This window comes from Rhodococcus sp. IEGM 1372 (genome assembly GCF_030056835.1).
In the GTDB taxonomy this organism is placed as follows: Bacteria; Actinomycetota; Actinomycetes; order Mycobacteriales; family Mycobacteriaceae; genus Rhodococcoides.
The window spans coordinates 1-16,968 of the sequence record NZ_JASHKS010000015.1; the positions used below are offsets into that span (position 1 = coordinate 1).

General features: G+C 63.6%; 15 protein-coding genes and 1 pseudogene. 10 read left to right on the plus strand and 6 right to left on the minus strand.

What is annotated here, in order from left to right; genetic code table 11:
- Positions 1-383: 383 nt before the first annotated feature.
- The 3 genes from QM590_RS14220 to QM590_RS14230 are packed head-to-tail and all read right to left on the minus strand — an operon-like array spanning position 384 to position 2,598.
- Complete coding sequence (locus QM590_RS14220) at positions 384-785, minus strand: RidA family protein (protein WP_068050854.1); 402 nt, start codon at positions 783-785, stop codon at positions 384-386.
- Entirely contained in the window at positions 782-1,579 is a 798-nt protein-coding gene (locus QM590_RS14225; RefSeq protein WP_269595465.1) for an IclR family transcriptional regulator, read from the minus strand. The genes QM590_RS14220 and QM590_RS14225 overlap by 4 nt, the downstream gene beginning before the upstream one ends.
- Positions 1,576-2,598, minus strand: coding sequence for a sugar kinase (locus QM590_RS14230; RefSeq protein WP_269595464.1), 1,023 nt, complete (start codon positions 2,596-2,598; stop codon positions 1,576-1,578). Before QM590_RS14230 ends, QM590_RS14225 begins: the two co-directional genes overlap by 4 nt.
- A gap of 129 nt (positions 2,599-2,727) precedes the next feature.
- On the opposite strand from QM590_RS14230, the gene QM590_RS14235 reads away from it, so the two are divergent.
- From QM590_RS14235 to QM590_RS14250, 4 genes are read left to right on the plus strand one after another with little or no spacing between them, the layout of a single operon-like run.
- Positions 2,728-4,011, plus strand: coding sequence for a type III PLP-dependent enzyme domain-containing protein (locus tag QM590_RS14235; protein ID WP_269595463.1), 1,284 nt, complete (start codon positions 2,728-2,730; stop codon positions 4,009-4,011).
- Positions 4,012-4,025: 14 nt separating this feature from the next.
- Entirely contained in the window at positions 4,026-5,639 is a 1,614-nt protein-coding gene (locus QM590_RS14240) for an N-acyl-D-amino-acid deacylase family protein (protein WP_269595462.1), read from the plus strand.
- Positions 5,636-6,274, plus strand: a complete 639-nt coding sequence (locus QM590_RS14245) for a bifunctional 4-hydroxy-2-oxoglutarate aldolase/2-dehydro-3-deoxy-phosphogluconate aldolase (protein WP_269595461.1) — start codon at positions 5,636-5,638, stop codon at positions 6,272-6,274. Before QM590_RS14240 ends, QM590_RS14245 begins: the two co-directional genes overlap by 4 nt.
- Positions 6,271-7,713 carry a GntP family permease gene (locus QM590_RS14250; protein WP_269595460.1) on the plus strand — a complete coding sequence of 481 codons (1,443 nt, stop codon included), beginning with the start codon at positions 6,271-6,273 and terminating at the stop codon, positions 7,711-7,713. The genes QM590_RS14245 and QM590_RS14250 overlap by 4 nt, the downstream gene beginning before the upstream one ends.
- Before the next feature lie 34 nt (positions 7,714-7,747).
- On the opposite strand, the gene QM590_RS14255 is transcribed toward QM590_RS14250, so the two are convergent.
- Together QM590_RS14255 and QM590_RS14260 are read right to left on the minus strand one after the other, a co-directional pair.
- Positions 7,748-8,857, minus strand: a complete 1,110-nt coding sequence (locus tag QM590_RS14255) for a hypothetical protein (protein WP_269595459.1) — start codon at positions 8,855-8,857, stop codon at positions 7,748-7,750.
- 61 nt (positions 8,858-8,918) lie between these two features.
- Complete coding sequence (locus tag QM590_RS14260; RefSeq protein ID WP_269595458.1) at positions 8,919-10,100, minus strand: NAD(P)/FAD-dependent oxidoreductase; 1,182 nt, start codon at positions 10,098-10,100, stop codon at positions 8,919-8,921.
- A 269-nt stretch (positions 10,101-10,369) separates the two neighbouring features.
- Between QM590_RS14260 and QM590_RS14265 the strand changes: the two genes are divergently transcribed.
- On the plus strand, positions 10,370-10,639 hold the full coding sequence (locus QM590_RS14265) for a hypothetical protein (RefSeq protein WP_269595457.1): 270 nt from the start codon (positions 10,370-10,372) through the stop codon (positions 10,637-10,639).
- Positions 10,640-10,816: 177 nt separating this feature from the next.
- Entirely contained in the window at positions 10,817-11,224 is a 408-nt protein-coding gene (locus QM590_RS14270) for a VOC family protein (RefSeq protein ID WP_269595456.1), read from the plus strand.
- A 14-nt stretch (positions 11,225-11,238) separates the two neighbouring features.
- On the opposite strand, the gene QM590_RS14275 is transcribed toward QM590_RS14270, so the two are convergent.
- Positions 11,239-12,213 carry a sigma-70 family RNA polymerase sigma factor gene (locus QM590_RS14275; RefSeq protein ID WP_149407768.1) on the minus strand — a complete coding sequence of 325 codons (975 nt, stop codon included), beginning with the start codon at positions 12,211-12,213 and terminating at the stop codon, positions 11,239-11,241.
- A gap of 91 nt (positions 12,214-12,304) precedes the next feature.
- Here QM590_RS14275 and QM590_RS14280 point away from each other — a divergent pair, with 91 nt between their 5' ends.
- The 4 genes and pseudogenes from QM590_RS14280 (at position 12,305) to QM590_RS14295 (ending at position 16,963) form a co-directional block, all read left to right on the plus strand.
- On the plus strand, positions 12,305-13,285 hold the full coding sequence (locus QM590_RS14280) for a GTP pyrophosphokinase (protein WP_269595455.1): 981 nt from the start codon (positions 12,305-12,307) through the stop codon (positions 13,283-13,285).
- 50 nt (positions 13,286-13,335) lie between these two features.
- Positions 13,336-14,820 (plus strand): DUF2079 domain-containing protein, encoded by a 1,485-nt coding sequence (locus QM590_RS14285; protein WP_269595454.1) that lies wholly within the window; start codon positions 13,336-13,338, stop codon positions 14,818-14,820.
- A gap of 110 nt (positions 14,821-14,930) precedes the next feature.
- Positions 14,931-16,070: pseudogene (locus QM590_RS14290) on the plus strand (sulfite reductase subunit alpha); the annotation flags it as partial.
- A 77-nt stretch (positions 16,071-16,147) separates the two neighbouring features.
- Positions 16,148-16,963 carry a TY-Chap domain-containing protein gene (locus QM590_RS14295; RefSeq protein WP_269595452.1) on the plus strand — a complete coding sequence of 272 codons (816 nt, stop codon included), beginning with the start codon at positions 16,148-16,150 and terminating at the stop codon, positions 16,961-16,963.
- Positions 16,964-16,968: the final 5 nt, after the last annotated feature.

A 16,968-nucleotide genomic window follows, 5' to 3' on the forward strand; every position in this document is an offset into this window, starting at 1 on the left:
AACAAAACCTTCTCACCTCAGACGGGAAGAATGAAGCAAGAAGATGTCACACTCATACCCCAAAAGGCATGAGCGCCAAAAACATTCGGCACTGACATTCATCGACACACTGTTGAGTTCTCAAAGAACACGCACCCACCGTCACTACCGTTTGCACGGTAACTTCGGGGCTTACACGCTCGAACCCCAGACATGACTCATCACTTTCGAGCCTTGCCTGGGTTGTTCAGTGCATACTCCGTACAACCTCGTTGTCCCAGTCCGTGAAGACCGGGTCGGTGTCCGTGTCGCTCTGACTCGACAAAAGTTACGCGAAGACCAACGCTTACGCAAATCGCCTGGTCAGATGTAATTTTCGTGTGAACATCTGCCGCATGCCTTGATCAGACGATCGCTACAGCATCGATTTCTACCAACATCTCTTCCCTGGGCAGTCCTGTGAACACTGTGGTGCGGCTCGGTAGAACGTCCCCCGACGTATGTGCCGACACGAACTGGCCGTAGGCGTCGTTCATGGTCGAGAAGTCCTCACGCTTGGTCAGATACACCCTCAGCATGACGACGTCGTCGAATGTCGCACCGCTGGCCTCGACGATCGCTTTGACGTTCTCGAGTGTGCGGGTCGTCTGCGCGGCTACATCGCCTGGATACAGGTATTCACTGGTGGCCGGGTCGACCGGCCCCTGCCCCGAGACCTGAACGAACGGCCCCTTCCGGACTCCTTGGGAAAATGTGTGGGCGGGTGCGGGCGCACCTGTGGTGCGGATTTCGATCTTCTCGCTCATTGTGTTCCTTCCTTCGAGTTCTGGTTCTGTGTTCTGTGGTCCTGGGCTTCTTGCGGGTGCCATCCCAATCCTGCGGAGATCGCCGCCGCGGCGTGCTGCACTTCGGGGAGCGTGGCAAGCACCTGCTGATGATCGAGCACCATGTCGGGCACGGACATCGATACCGCTGCCACCACATCACCGGTTCCGTTGCGCACTGCGCATCCGATGCAGTTGACGAAGGACTCGTGCTCCTCGCGGTCTTCGGCGAACCCCTGCTCGCGCACGAGGTCGAGCTCGCGAAGGTAACGCTCGGCCGTCGTGATGGTTCTTTCGGTGAACGGCGTGTAGGTGATGTTGCGTGCAATCTGCACACGCTCCGCCTCCGGCCGCGCCGAGATGAGGACCTTCCCCACAGCTGTGCAGTGGAGCGGCGCAGGCTTTCCGATTCGCGAATACATCCGCACGCTTTGCTGGGCGTCGAACTTGTCGATGTAGATGACGACGCCGGCCTCGTAGGTGGCGAGGTGGACGGTTTGGCCGGTGATCGCGTTCAGTTCGGACAAGTGCGGCCGGGCAATGCTCCGAACATCCCGCTGTTCGAGCGCATGGTTGGCGAGCTCGAACAGCCTGGATCCGAGCTGATATCGGTGATCCGCGTCGTGCTGGACGAATCTGTCGGCTTCCATCGTGCGAAGCAGCCGCAGCACGGTCGTCTTGTGGACCTCGAGGACCGACGCCAGCTCGTCGAGCGACTGCGGTCCGTCGCCGAGCAAGCCGAGAAGTGTCATCGCCCGCGCCAGACTCTGACTCATTTCGACACCTCCGAGTGACGCGCGGCTGTGGCCGCGTAGTCCAGCCTCGCCCAATCGGCATCGGCCAGTTCGGCCAGTTTCGACAGCACCGCCAGGGGAAGCACCGAGGCGATGTCGTCGTGGCCGGTCAAGGCACCCGCCGCGCACAGGTGACCGAACCGAACGCGCTCGACGGAACTCCTGCCCAACAGCAATCCGGTCAGATATCCGCCCGCGAACGCGTCTCCGGCACCGATCTTCTCGATTACGTCGAGCTTCAGCGCCGGTACGTCGACCCGAGAGGTTCCCTCGAATGCCGTCACGGTGTGCGCGTCGTTCTTGATCACCAGGTGGTGTGGTTGCGGAAACATTTCGCGCAGCTCGGCGGGATCGGATGTGCCGAACACCAGCGCAGCTTCGTCGGCACCCATGAACACCACATCGCTTCCTCGAACATGTTCACCGAGAACATCTGTGGCTGTGTCCGGCCGAGATTTCCACAGCGCCGGCCGATAGTTCAGATCGAAGCTGACGAGAGTGGGCAGATCCATCAAGTATCTCGTCAGATCGGCGGCGGTATCGGAGATGGCCACGGTGATTCCGGTGAAGTGGATCAGGTCGGCACCGGCAACGAGGTTCGCCGCACTCCCGTCGATGTCTGTGGGCGACAGAGCACTCGCAGCCGAGCCGGCACGGAAGTAGGTCATCGCACTGTCTCGGCATGCGAGGTCGTGGCGGTCGCCGGAACCCGATCCGCGTTGCTTCACGTACATGCCAGTGGGTCGCTCGTGGTCGAGCGTCACACCGGAGGTGTCGACACCTGCCGCGATCAATTGACCGACCAGATACCGGCCGAATCCGTCATCTCCCACTCGAGAGATCCACGACGCATCGACGCCCAATTGACCGAACACCCTGGCCACGTTGGCTTCTGCGCCTCCGGCTGTGCGGTGGAACGTGTTCGATTTCTCCAATGGGCCCGGCTCGGCAACCAGAACGACGAGGCCTTCGCCCACACACACCGCTCGTGGTGCTTTCACGTCGATCTCCTCGAACTCTTGCGGGAATGCTGACTTTCGTTGCAGACTACAAAGCATAAACACACTGCGCAACCAGCGTTGCAAAATACGCAACGCAGTTGCGGGTTTTCCGAGACCGAGGAGACGATCGTGATCGACACCGATGCCGTCGAGGCACTCAGCCGACGAGTGCTCGGACCCGAGTACAAGGCATTGCCACCCAGGTCATGGGGGCACACCATCGAGAGCTTTCTCGCCACGTCGCCGCGGCTCTCCGAGTTCACGACGCCCGTCCTCACTCTCGACCGGGCACGCATCGCGTCGAACATCTCGGTCATGGCCGAGTGGACTGCGCGCGCGGGAGTGCTGCTCGCACCCCACGGGAAGACGTCGATGGCCCCTCAACTGTGGAAGCAGCAGCTCGACGCGGGAAGCTGGGCCATCACCCTCGCAACCGGATGGCAAGTTCAGGCAGCACGCGCATTCGGGGTCGAACGCATCGTTCTTGCCAATGCCGAGATCGACCCTGTTGCGTTGACGTGGATTGCGGCCGAGCTGGATTCGCATCCGACATTCGAGTTCTACTGCTGGGCCGACAGCGTCGCAACGGTGCACGAGATGCACCGCATCCTCTCGACGCAAGGAGAGCGGCCGGTCGCGGTCGTCGTCGAACTCGGTGGCCCGCACGGCCGAACCGGCGCGCGGACCGCAGAAGAAGCGATCTCGGTGGCACGTGCGATCGCGTCGTCGCCGCGGCTGACTCTGGCCGGGGTCGGCGGCTACGAGGGCGCACTGAGCCACGACCGGACCGACAGCGGCCTCGCGGCGGTTCGGACCTATCTGGACAACGTGGCCGCCCTCCATCGCGCGCTCGATGCCGAGGGGTTGTACGGCGAGCACGCGATCGTGACCGCCGGCGGCAGCGCCTACCAGGACCTCGTGGTCGAGCGGTTGCACTCTCTCACCAACGAAGAGGGAGTACCTACCGACGTAGTGCTGCGCTCGGGTGCCTACGTGGTGCACGACGACGGCTTCTACTCGCAGATCTCACCACTCACTCCCGCCCGCACCGACGCGCCGCTGATGTCGGCGATGCACGGATGGGCTCGGACGGTCTCCAGGCCGGAACCCGGTCTCGCACTGCTCGATGCAGGAAAGCGGGACTTCCCGTTCGACGAAGGACTGCCTGTCCCCCAATCGGTTCGGGGAACCGAGACTCTCGACTCCGGTGCCGACATCACTGCACTGAACGATCAGCATGCGTTCCTTCGCCTACCGGCCGAGGACAGCGGGGCACTGCCGGTGGGATCGGTGGTGCGCTTGGGCCTGTCTCACCCGTGCACCGCTTTCGACAAGTGGCGTCTCATTCCCGTCGTCGACGATGCCGACAGCGACGATCCTCGCGTCGTCGATCTCGTGCACACATTCTTCTAGAGAGTCGAAACCCCATGTCCGATATCCTCTTTCGAGGTGCCGACGTCATCGACGGCACCGGGTCTCCGCGACTGCGTCGTGACGTTCTCGTACGCGACGGAATCATCGCCTCGATCGCCGAACCCGGCGCCGTTCTCGGTGCCGACAGAATCGTCGATGCGACACCTGGGCAGGTCCTGTCCCCCGGTTTCATCGACATGCACGCCCATTCCGATCTGCGTCTACTGACCGATCCCGACCACTTCCCGAAGATCAGTCAGGGCGTCACCACCGAGGTCATCGGCCAGGACGGCATCGCCTACGCTCCGATCGACGACGCGACGCTCGATGTGGTGCGGCGTCAGATCGCCGGATGGAACGGCAATCCCGTCGACCTCGACTTCTCGTGGCGCTCGGTTTCCGAGTACCTCGCTCGCCTCGACGAGGGGATCACCCCGAACGCTGCCTATCTCGTTCCCCAGGGAACACTGCGGTACCTCGCGGTGGGCCCTGATCAGCGACCGGCGACGCCGTCCGAGATCGCCCACATGCAGGAGTTGTTGGCGCAGGGCTTGCACGAGGGTGCCGTCGGAATGTCGAGCGGTTTGACGTACACGCCCGGAATGTACGCGGACACAGGCGAATTACGCGCGCTGTGCGAGGTCGTCGCCGACTTCGGTGGGTTCTACGCGCCGCACACTCGGTCGTACGGCGCGGGCGCACTCGACGCGTACCAGGAGATGCTCGATCTCTCCAGGGAGACGGGATGTGCGCTGCATCTGACTCACGCGACGATGAACTTCGGCGTCAATCGGGGCCGGGCACGAGAGTTCTTGGACCGCGTCGATTCTGCGATCGCGGACGGATGCGACGTCACCCTCGACACGTATCCGTATCTGCCCGGAGCCACCACTTTGTCTGCGCTGCTACCGAGTTGGGCGATGTCGGGTGGCCCGGATCGCGCGCTCGAAAGCCTCGACGATCCGGACATGCGTCGACGCATCGCACAGGATGTCGACGTCGACGGGTCCGACGGCTGCCATGGCGTGACCGTCGAGTGGGAGACCATCCAGCTCAGCGGTGTGGCGAATCCGGAGCTCGATCGCTATGTCGGTCGCACGATGTCCGAGATCGCGGCCGAGGCGGGTCGGTCACCGGTGGACGTGTTCTTCGACTTCCTTTGCCGAGACGCGCTGGCCACCACCATCCTCCAGCATGTCGGACACGAGGAGAACGTGCGCGAGATCATGGCGCATCCACGTCATATGGGCGGCAGCGACGCGATCCTTGTCGGCGAGAAGCCCCACCCCCGCGCCTGGGGAACGTTCCCCCGCTACCTGGGTCACTACGTTCGGGACGAGCAGTTGCTCTCGCTCGAAGACTGCATCAATCACCTGACCGGTCGTCCCGCTGCGCGCCTCCGCCTGCGCGCCCGCGGCACGATCGCCGAAGGGCACGCAGCCGACCTCGTCCTGTTCGACCCGGCAACCGTGCGCGATACCGCCACGTTCGAGAATCCGAAGCAACAGGCCGACGGCATCAGCCACGTGATGGTCAACGGTGCCTTCGCTATCGACGATCGCCGTCCCACGCACTCTCTGGCAGGCCGTGCCCTGCGGATGAATCCCACCGGAAAGCAGACATCGTGAATGCACTGACCACCATTCTGGAGGACCGCGCACTGTCGGTGGTCCGTGCGCCGCACATCTCCGATCCTGCTGCGTTGGCGAATGCGCTCTCGCGCGGCGGGATTCGGGCCCTAGAATTGACCTTCACCACGCCCGGCGTCCTGGCACTGCTCCGCGCGGCATCGAACGCGGGTGCGGTCGTCGGTGCCGGCACCGTCCTGACCGCCGATCAGGCACGGTCGGCGATCGACGCGGGAGCATGCTTCGTGGTGACCCCCGGGCTGCGGCCCGACGTTGCCACGATCGTGACCGACGCCGGGATCCCGCTGATGATGGGCGCGCTCAGCCCGTCGGAGGTGATGACTGCCCTCGATCTCGGAGCGGATGCCGTGAAGATATTTCCGGCTCGCACCGTCGGGCCCGCGTATTTCAAGGATCTGCTCGGCCCCTTCCCCGACGTGAAACTCGTTCCGTCCGGCGGGGTCAACGCAGGAAATGCCGCTCAGTTCCTGGCATCCGGTGCCGTCGCAGTGACCGCAGGCACCGATGTGGTTCCACCGGCGTCGGTTGCGGCCGGCCAGTGGGACGACATCACCGTGCGAGCGCAGGCGTTCGTGGCGGCTATCAGTGCAGACATCAAGGAAGGCTCGTCATGAATTCTGTCGTCGACTGGCTGCGAACCTCAACGCCAGGCCTACTCGTATTGTGCGGCATCGCAATTGCGGTACTGCTCATCGTCATCATCAAGGTCAAGCTCGAACCGTTCATCGCACTTCTCATCGTCGGCCTCGGCTTGGCTCTGGCTGCCGGCTTGCCCGTCAACGAGATAGTCGGCACCGCCATCAAGAGCAACGAATCGCTTCTCGAAACCGGGTTCGGGGGCATCCTCGGCCACATCGCAGTGATCATCGGACTGGGCACTGTCCTCGGCGCGATTCTCGAAAAGTCCGGTGGCGCGCAGGCACTGACCGCCAAGCTACTGGGCGTCTTCGGAGAACGCGGAGCACCCATCGCAATGGGACTGCTGGGCTTGATCTTCGGCATTCCGGTGTTCTTCGACATCGGCATCTTCGTATTGGCACCGCTGGTGTACGTGGCGGCGCGCCAAGGCGGAAAGTCGTTGGTGCTCTATGCGCTGCCGATGCTGGCAGGGTTGTCCATGACGCACGCCTTCTTGCCACCGCACCCGGGACCGGTCGCCCTCGGTGGTCTGCTCGAGGTGAACCTGGGGTGGCTCATCCTGTTCGGATTCATCTGCGGAATACCAGGATTCATCGCCGCCGGCCTGGTGTGGGGCAACTGGATCGGCAAACGCATCATCGTCGACGTCCCCGAGGACTTCATCAACGACGGAAACGATGCGAGCACCACCGAGGGTGGAGGAGCAGGCACGGTCGCGACCAAGCGCCCGGTCGTCACGACGCCACCGTCGGTGGGCACGATCGGAGCGATCATCGCCGTTCCGCTGGTCCTGATCCTCGGCGCCACGTTCGGCAGCATTCTGCTCGATCCCGGCAACCTACTCGAAGTGCTCACGTTCTTCGGCACGCCGGCCGTAGCGCTGCTCATCGCAGTACTGATCGCGTTCTACGTGTTGGGAATCCGACGCGGATCCACCGTCCAGCAATTGAGCACACTGACCGGTGAGTCGCTGCGTCCGGTGGGCATGTTGCTGCTGGTGGTCGGCGCAGGCGCGTTCTTCGGAAAGGTCATCTCCGCCACGGGAATCGGCACAGCCCTGGCCGACACCATGGCGGCCGCAGGTCTTCCGATCATCGTCCTGGCGTACATCATCAGCTGTGCGCTGCGCGTGGCTCAGGGCTCGGCAACCGTGGCCATCGTGACGACCGGCGGCATAGTCGGCCCCCTGGTGGCAGCCCAGGACTACTCGGCTCCGGCCGTCGCGCTGATCGCCATGTCGATCGCAGCGGGCTCGATCATCGCCAGCCACGTCAACGACGGCGGCTTCTGGATCATCGCGAAATTCTTCAACCTGACCGTCAAGCAGACGCTGCAAACGTGGACGGTCCTCGAGACGATTCTGTCCGTGGTCAGCTTCGCCGTCGCGGGAATCCTGTTCGCAATCATCGCCTAGAGCCAGTGGCGCGGCTATGTGCCCTCGGCGGCACTCAGTCGCGCCACTGCGTCCGCACTTGATCACCGACGAAATGTGTGTTCTCGGCAGACATTTCCCGGCTCCCCGACCGCCCGACGAGGTCATCGATCCGATCGTCCAAGCTGTGCGCTCGGGCCATCGCGTCCGACGTGCGCGCCTCGGTCTCCGAGGACTCGACCACATTCGCGAGTCGAACCAGCGCAGCCACCCGTCCGGTCAACTGCTTCCACACCACTTCCAGTGCGCCACGACGGGATTCGACCTGCGCTGCGGTCTCCTCGTCGACCATCGTCTCGCCGATCCGATTCAGCTCGGTCGCTACCGTGCGCAGCGACGCGGCATCGACCGCGATTTCGGTGAGTTCGACGAACAGGTCCAACTGGTTGCGTTGGATCTCGAAATACGTCGACTGCCATGCCGGCGACCGACGCACCCGATCGAACGAAGTACCCGCGAGGAACAACAGAGTGTCGTAGCGATCGACGAAGCGGTCGTCTTTTCGATCCACGAACTGATCCACCAGTCCTGTTGCCCACTCGACCCTGTCGGCCACCGGTGTTTTCCGCGCCAGCGTGCTGACCCGATCCGTGGCCGCGTCCACCAGCGACAGGCCTCGCTCGGCGATCGGGCCGAACTTCTCCGGCGCAGGCGTCCTCGTCAACGCATCGAAGATCGCATCCCGTTGGTCCAGATCGAGGTGCACACCTTCTCGGCGCTCTTTTCGCGCCGCGCGTACTCCGGTGGCGTAGTGCCGATTGGACATCACCACGGTGGTGCGGTGGTGATTGACGCGTTTGCTCAACTCGGCAGCTCGAAGTTTGTTCACCAGAGCCGATCCGGGCTTGCTCGTCGTGTCTTTGGCGAGCCACCGATCGCGTTCGTCCACCAAATTACGGAGCGCGCCGAATCCCCCGATCGACGGCAGCAAGCGTCCGGCATACCATCGATTGATGAGCACAGCTCGGGTGGCCTCGTCCACGCGCCCGGCCGCGATGGCGACCGCCGCCGCGTCGGACAGCGGTTCGGAATGTCCGGGCAACCGGCAGCGGGCGCAGCGGCTGTGAACCTCGTCGTCGAATCGGGCACGCTGCTCGGCCGACCCACTGCCATCGAACTCGGACATCATCTCTCCTAGGTCACGTCCAACCGACGCTGGTCCGCTCACTTTCGAGTGTTCCAGAAGTTCAGATCAGTCCGCTCAACGATTGCTCGGTCTGCGGCTTCTTCTCGGCCAGCAACGTGCGCGCCACGTCGAGCCCCTCCCAGACGTTCCACATCAGGACGCCCTGGACGACGGCATCGTCGTCGAGGTAGTACACGACGCCTTCCTTGCCGACCGTCTTCCAGTCCTCGATGACATTCAGCGTCGTGGACACCGTGCCGATCGCCTGATATCCGTCGTCGTACACGTCGGAATAGAAGTACGGGGTGTACGTGTAGGGATCTGCGGCACCGGCCATATTGCGTCCTGCGGCCTTGCCCATTTCGGTCGCGTTGTCGACATGCTCGATGCGTCGGCGACCGAGAACGGCGTCGGGGTAGTTCGCCACATCACCTGCGGCGTAGACGTGTTCGTCCTCGGTCCGGAGGAACTCGTCGACGATCACTCCGTCGTCGACTGCCAGCCCCGCAGATTCGGCCAGCTCTGTTTCGGGTCGCACACCGAGTCCGAACACGACTCCGTCCGCCTCCACGGTCGAACCGTCGTCGAGTTGAAGTTGCACGCGCGCCGACGCCTCGGCCCCTGACACGACCTTCGTTCCCCGGCGCACAGTGACGCCGTGGCCGGAGAAACCCTTGTCGAAGCCGGCAGCCAGGGTCGGCGGAAACATGTGTCCTCCGAGTACGGCATCCGAGGTGACCAGTGTGACCTTCACATCCTGAAGAGACAACGCAGCTGCAATTTCGGTGCCGATGTATCCGCCCCCGACCACAGCGATGTGATCGGCGGTCTTCGTGAGCTCGCGCAGCGCTCGGTAGTCGGCGAAAGTGCGGAAGTACACCACGCGGGGGCTGGGAGACAGTTCGATCCGGGTCGGCGTTGCACCCGTTGCCAGGAGGAGTTTGCCGTACTCGTGGCGTTCTCCGGATTCGGTGGTGACCGACGAGTTCGAGCGGTCCACCGAGGCGACTCGAGTTCCGGTGTGCACCTCCGCACCGGTGTCGGAGGCCGTGTCCAGCGAGACCTGATCGCGGCCGAAATCCGGATCGGTCCACAGCTTCTTCGACAGCGCCGGGCGGGTGTACGGCGCGTCGGGGTCTGCGCCGAGTACGCCGATGGAGCCTGACGCGTCCTGCTCGCGGATCCCGCGAGCAGCGCTGTCCGCAACCATTCCCCCGCCGATGATCAGGTAGTCGTAACGCATCGTTCACTCCTCGAAAGTTGCCGTCGTTCGCTTCCGTAGGTACCCGAACAACGCGAGAAGAATCCTTCGAGCCTTTCCCCCCGAGAACCCGCAGGTGGGGGGAACCGACCGGACTGTATGCAGCATCACACCCCGAAGAGGTTGGCCCAGGCCCGTCCAGTGGGCATCTTGGTCTGGGCGACGAAACATCGTTTTTACACGGGTCGAGCTGTAACGGTTCCGGCCGACCGAACGACTCACACCTCAGGACGCGAACAAAAGGAGACGATGTGACTGTTCAGATCGATTCGCTCGCAATTGGCACCGACAGTGCCGACATCGCGACAGCTGACGTCGACCAGCTCTTCGACGAAGTTTCAATGCTCGACGGCACCATCCTCGACGCCATCGAGCGTCGTACCCGCCTGGCGCACACGCTTGCTGCGGCAACGTCCGGCGCCACCGAGTCGGACCAGGCAGCCGACCCCTACGCAGACCTCGGCAACGACGGCCACGTCTTCACGCGCATGCTGTCACGCCTCGCGCAGATCACGCGATAACTACACGCCCCCTTCAGCTTCGCAGTCCGCGACCCCGTCGAGCACCCGCTCGGCGGGGTCGCGTCGTGTCGGCACATCCACAACCCGATGACTTTTCGGATCGATCGCTGTCAGTACGAGCAAGACCGTTGTTCGACGGCCCGAAGCAGCAAGTTCTTCCGGAAAAGGTGCGTACCCATGTCCCGTTTGTTGTTCGCCAACATGCCCGTCCGCGACGTCGTCGCCACCCGCGCATTCTTCGAGGGTCTCGGATTCGAGTTCAACGATGTTTTCAGCGACGAGAACTGTGCCTCGATGGTCGTCAGCGATCAAGCAACCGTGATGTTCCTGTCCAGCTCTCGATTCGAGGACTTCATCTCGGACTCGATCTGCGACGCGGGCTCGGCCCGGGAGGTGCTGATGTGCGTCTCTGCCGACAGTCGCGAGGAGGTCGATTCGCTCACCGACGCGGCGATCGCCGCGGGTGGATCGAAATGGATGGAACCCCAGGACCACGGGTTCATGTACGGCCGGGCGTTCCGAGATCTCGACAATCACGTGTGGGAAGTGATGTGGATGGATCCGTCGGCCGTGCCGCAGGGCTGACCTACCTTGTCGCCCTAGAGGCGGTCGGGCAAACCGAATCGATCGAACAGAGTCAGATCGAAGAAGCAGGCCACGTGCCCGACCCCTCTGGCATCGACATCGAGAACATGCAGCTGGAAGGCCCGGTGCACACCGTCCTCTGCCAGCATGTACAGCCCGTACGCAGGTTGACCGTTGGCCGAGGTGGCCACCATCCGCATGTCGCCTGCTCCGTTTGCGGGGCAGTTGTTCCGGATGAGAGATCCGATCGTCTCGCCGCCCTGATACCACCCGACGAACGGCGGCATTTCCCATACTGCGTCCGAGGTGAACAGCGTGACCAGTCGATCGATGTCGTAGCTCTCGAAACACTCCACGTACTGGGTGAGAAGTTTCTGTAGTTCCGCGGATTCGATGGGCTCGACGTTGTCGAGCTCGGGCGCGATCTCGTCGAGACGCTCCCGTGCTCGCTGCAGGAGGCTGTTGACTGCGGTCGTCGTCGTGGCGAGAGCTTCGGCAACCTCCGACGCTTTCCACTGCAACACTTCGCGCATCAGCAGCACCGCGCGTTGCCGAGACGACAGATGTTGCAGCGAGGCGACGAAGGCGAGCCGTACGGATTCTTTCGCCACCACGATCGAGGCGGGATCGCTCGCATCCGCCAGTTCGCAATCGGCGATCGGCTCGAGCCACGGAATCTCGTTGTTCTGTACCAGTTCGTCGGTGGGACCTGAACTCGGTGCCCCCAAACCCGTCGGCAAAGGACGCTTCGCCCGACCGTCGAGAGCGGTGAGGCAGGTATTGGTTGCGATCCGGTACAGCCAGGTGCGCAGGGACGATCGGCCCTCGTACTTGGCGTACCCCCGCCACGCGCGAATGTACGTCTCCTGCAACAGGTCCTCGGCGTCGTGGATCGACCCGGTCATGCGATAGCAGTGTGCGAGCAACTCACGGCGAAAGGGATCGAACTGCTCGACGAAGTCGTCCTTCTGTTCCGAGGCCACGGTCATGCGGTAGAGCGTAAACCGGACACAGTCGCACCACAGCTCGAATGCGCGCCGCCGAAAGGTTCGGCGACACTTCTGCGTTAACCTCGGCATCGTGACATCGGCAACGAGTATCGACGACTTGGTCGAAGAGCTGTACCTGCAGCGTCGTCGAGCGTGGGAAGCTGCTCTCGTCACCGCGCAGAATTTCCTCGAGACCATCGCCGACGAGATTCTCGAGGACGTCGATCGAGACCGATTGAACGCGCAGACGGCACGCATCAAGGACCCGGGCAGATCGGCCGACAAACTGCGCCGCTATCTCTCCGAGGGCCGTATCACCGAACCGACCGACGCCGATGCCGTCGCCGAGGCGTTGCCCGATCTCGTCGGAGTCAAGGTGCTGTGCAAGACCCCGCGCGATCAGCTGACGTTCGTTGCCGCGCTCGAGCGTGCGTGCAACGACCCGGAATGTTCCGTTCGGTTCGCGCAACCACCCACCGACTACGTCGCTTTTCCCAAGCCGAGCGGCTACCGCGCGTATCACGCCGTTCTGGTCGTTCGAGTTGCCACTCACCAGGGCGATCTCGATGTGAAGGTGGAAGTCCAGGTCAAGACGCGCCTGCAGGACGCCTGGGGCGAGCTGACCCACGAGGACATGTACAAGCCCGGTGAGGCACTCAAGCCGACCAAGAAGCACACCGACTACGCCGCGCACATGGCCCACCTGCTCGATCAGGTGGATGCGATGGCCGACGATCTGGCCGCGCAGCTCGACTCGTTGACGGCCGCGTCCAAGGACGGCGGCGTGCTCGCGGCCGACCCGATTCCGAAAGATCCGGACTTCATCAGCGCCAGGGTCACTCGCACCGGCCCACATTATGCACTCGCCGTGGGACCGGACGGCCGTAGAGGCCTCGTTCCCGCCCGATCGGTGAAAGCAGTCATCGGCTCGACCGACAGAATTGCCGTCAACGACTACCTCGAGGTCGGCGACTTCATCGATGTGGTGGTCGAGGACTCCGAGGACGCGCTCTACTACCACCTCACCTCGCAGCCGCCCCGACGCAAGCCTGCGAAGAAACGCAAGCGCTGACCGGCGGTTCTCAGGAACATCTCACGTCGGTCCGGTAGACATGCCTTCTCGTGACCACTACCGAGAACTCCACGGTCGCCACCGATGCCGACAGTGTCGACACAGCGACCGACAGAACAGCCACCGACGAAACAGGGACCACAGACCGGCGCGCACGACTCCGCTCCGCCGAGACGTTGGTGCCTGCCGTCTCGTTCGCCGTGCTGGCGACCCTGTACGCGGTGATGTCCGTCCTCGGCCATCGCCAGCTCCGCACCTCCGGATTCGACCTGGGCATATTCGTTCAGCAGATCGCGTCGTACTCGCAGTTTCGCGCGCCGACGTCCGATCTGCTCGGCACCGGCTACAACACGCTCGGCGATCACTTCTCGCCCATCACCGCGTTGTTGGGGCCTGTCTATCGGCTGTTCCCACACGCGGAGACGCTGCTGATCGCGCAAGCGGTCTTGTTCGCACTCGCCGTGATTCCGATCAGCCGACTGGCGGTACAGAAGTTCGGCACGATCGTCGGCATCGTGATCGCCGCGGCGTTCGGACTGTCCTGGGGAGTCCAGGCTGCGCTGAACTTCGATTTTCACGAGGTGGCCTTCGCAATGCCGCTGCTCGCCATGTCCATGGTCGCGCTGGTTCGGCAGCGCTGGCTGCCGGCCTTGGCCTGGGCACTGCCGCTGGTCTTCGTGAAAGAGGACATGGGTCTGACAGTGATCGTCGTCGGGGCGTTGGTGGCGCTGTGGACGACAGGACGAACCCGCATCCTGGGGGCGCTGACGGCCGTCTCGGGACTGACCTGGATGGTGCTCGCGGTCAAGGTGATCGTCCCGGCCCTGAGCTCCGACAACTCGTACGACCAAGGCTCGAAACTGCCTCCACTGGGCGAAGGCATCGCCGATACAGCGCACGGTCTGGTTGCCGGCGATTCGCGGGCGGCCACGGCGTTTCTGCTGCTTGCGATCACCGGCTTCTTCGCTCTGCGCTCTCCGCTACTGCTGATCGCGGTCCCGACGGTGGCATGGCGTTTTCTCAGTGACAACACGAACTTCTGGAAGCCGATCTATCACTACAACGCGATCCTCATGGTCATCGTGTTCGTCGCCCTGCTCGACGCGTTCACGCGCAGCCACCGGCACGGTCAGCTCAGCGAACGCGGCCGGCACTACATCGTCGCGTTCGTAGCCGCGTTCGCGGTCGTCGCATTGCCGTTCCTGCCCATGTCACGCGTGGTGCACGCCCAGGAATGGACGATCGATCCGCAAGCCGAGACCGTCCGAGAAATCTCCGAGTGGATTCCTGCCGATGATCGAGTTGCGGCGTCGAACAATCTGGTGGCCCAACTCGTCGCCGACCACGACGTGTCGGTCTTTCCGCAGCGCACGACCGATTCGACAGTCCCGGATTGGATCGTCGTGAACCGCGAACGGCCGGCGGGTTGGCCGACGGACGAGACCGGTGATAGTCAGGCGATCAGCCGGGCGCTGGCGAGCGGATACGACGTCGTCTTCTCCGTCGACGGAATAGAGGTCCTGCACCGCGAGTGACTGCGCACGATTAGTCTTCGAACAGTCGACCTTTCGCTCGACGCATCGTGACGACAATTGCAAGGCAGGTACAGGACATCGACGCTCGAATCGGCGATCTCGGCGCCACCAAGACCGCATCGAAGCGCTCACCGTGGAATCGGAAGAATCCCTACCGCGCGCAGGTTCTGAGCAACAATCGCCTGTCCGGTCCCACATCCGCAAAAGAAGTTCGACACTTCGAGATCGCGCTGGGCGAGAGTGGCATCGCCTACGAGGCCGGCGACGGTTTCGGCGTCAAACCCGTCAACGACGCAGCACTGGTCTCCGCCGTCGTCGACCGCCTCGGAGTGCCGGCAGACACGGCCGTCCACACGAAATCCGGCGAGATCACCCTCGCACAGGCGCTGACGACGGAGTACGAAATCGGCATCCCATCCATGGATCTGATCGAGGCCGTCGCCGAACGGGCCGGTGACGCCGAGCTCGATCACGTTCTGCAGAACGGCGACCGCGCATCGTACGACGCCTGGACCTGGGGTCGCGATGTCGTGGACGTTCTCGATCTCGATCGGTCGGGGACGTTCGATCCGGCCGAATTTCTCGGTTTGCTGCGTCCTCTGCAACACCGGGTCTACTCGATTTCCTCGTCGCCGATCGCGCACGAGGGCACCGTTCATCTGACCGTGTCCACGGTTCGATACCGGTCGGCCGAGCGTGATCGAGGCGGCGTCTGCTCGACGTATCTGGCCGATCGCATCGGGGACGGACATCAGGCGGGAGTGTTCCTGTCCGCCAACAAGTCGTTCCGCCTCCCGTCCGACGACACCCCGATCATCATGATCGGGCCGGGAACCGGAGTGGCCCCGTTCCGCGCGTTTCTGCACGAACGTCGCGCCCGCGGCGCTGCAGGTGAGAACTGGCTGTTCTTCGGCGATCAGCATCGAGCGAGCGACTTCCTCTACGAGGGCGAACTCGCCGATTTCGAGCGCAGCGGTCTGCTGACGCGACTCGATCTGGCCTTCTCTCGCGACCAGACTCAGAAGATCTACGTCCAACACCGCATGCGTGAGGCGGGAAAGCAGCTCTACGGGTGGCTCGAAGCCGGCGCTCAGCTCTATGTCTGCGGCGATGCGGCTCGCATGGCCAAAGGCGTCGACGAGGCATTGCACGAGATCGTCGCCGAACACGGTGGCCGCTCCCCCGACGCCGCCGAGGACTACGTCAACGAGCTCAAGCAATCGAAGCGCTACCTACGCGACGTGTACTGACTCGGTTTCTTGTCGGACCCCCTCGCTACGGTCTCGGGTACAGGCATCAGTTCTCGTCCGAGAAGAGGGTTCGCACCGTGACCGCACTGCAGAACGGCCATTTCGATTCCACCACCGCGCTCGCGTGGGCCACGTTCACCGAAAACCTGCATGCTCGTCTTCGGGCCTTGCCGCGGCGCGACTACATCACGGTGTCCGCCGCTCAGGCGAGCCCCGGCGAGCGTGGGTTACGCCCGTACATCGACGTGGCGGCGACGGACAGCAGCGTGCTGGTGTCGGTGGCAGCGCTGCCGTCCCTGCTGTACCCGGATGCCCCGGACGCAACGGCAATGGATGTGCAGCTCCTCGATTGCGGTTGGCTGGATCGAGGCAAGCCGGTCGCAGACGGGTCGATCATCGATCTCACGCGAACCGACACCCGAGCCGATGCTGCGCTCGTCGCGGAGATGATCACGCGCGCGTTCCGCGAGATCTGGAACGTCCCACATCCGTCGTTCCTGAGCGTATGGAGCGTGGCGGCCGACGGAGCATCGTCGGGGCCGGTCGACCTGCAATGCGGGTCCGTCGGTCGCACGACCGGCGCAGCGACCGAGAGTCCCTCGGAGACATCCGACGACGTTCCTGCCGAGCTGAGGTCACTTCAGACGCTGTGCCAGTTGATCGGTCGGCGCGTCGACGCGCACACCGTTCGATCGGTGTGCGCCGACGGCGATCTCGACGCGTTGAAAGCGCGGGCATTGTCGCTGCATCGATCGGCCGCTGTTCGCGCTCGCCCCGACGACGCGAGTGGGGGGAACTCGGTCGCGGTCTGGAAGAACCTTGCCCGCACCTGGCTCCTGGTCGCACACAGCATGGACGCGGTGACGAGGGCAGACCGACACGCGTGCCGGTGACGACG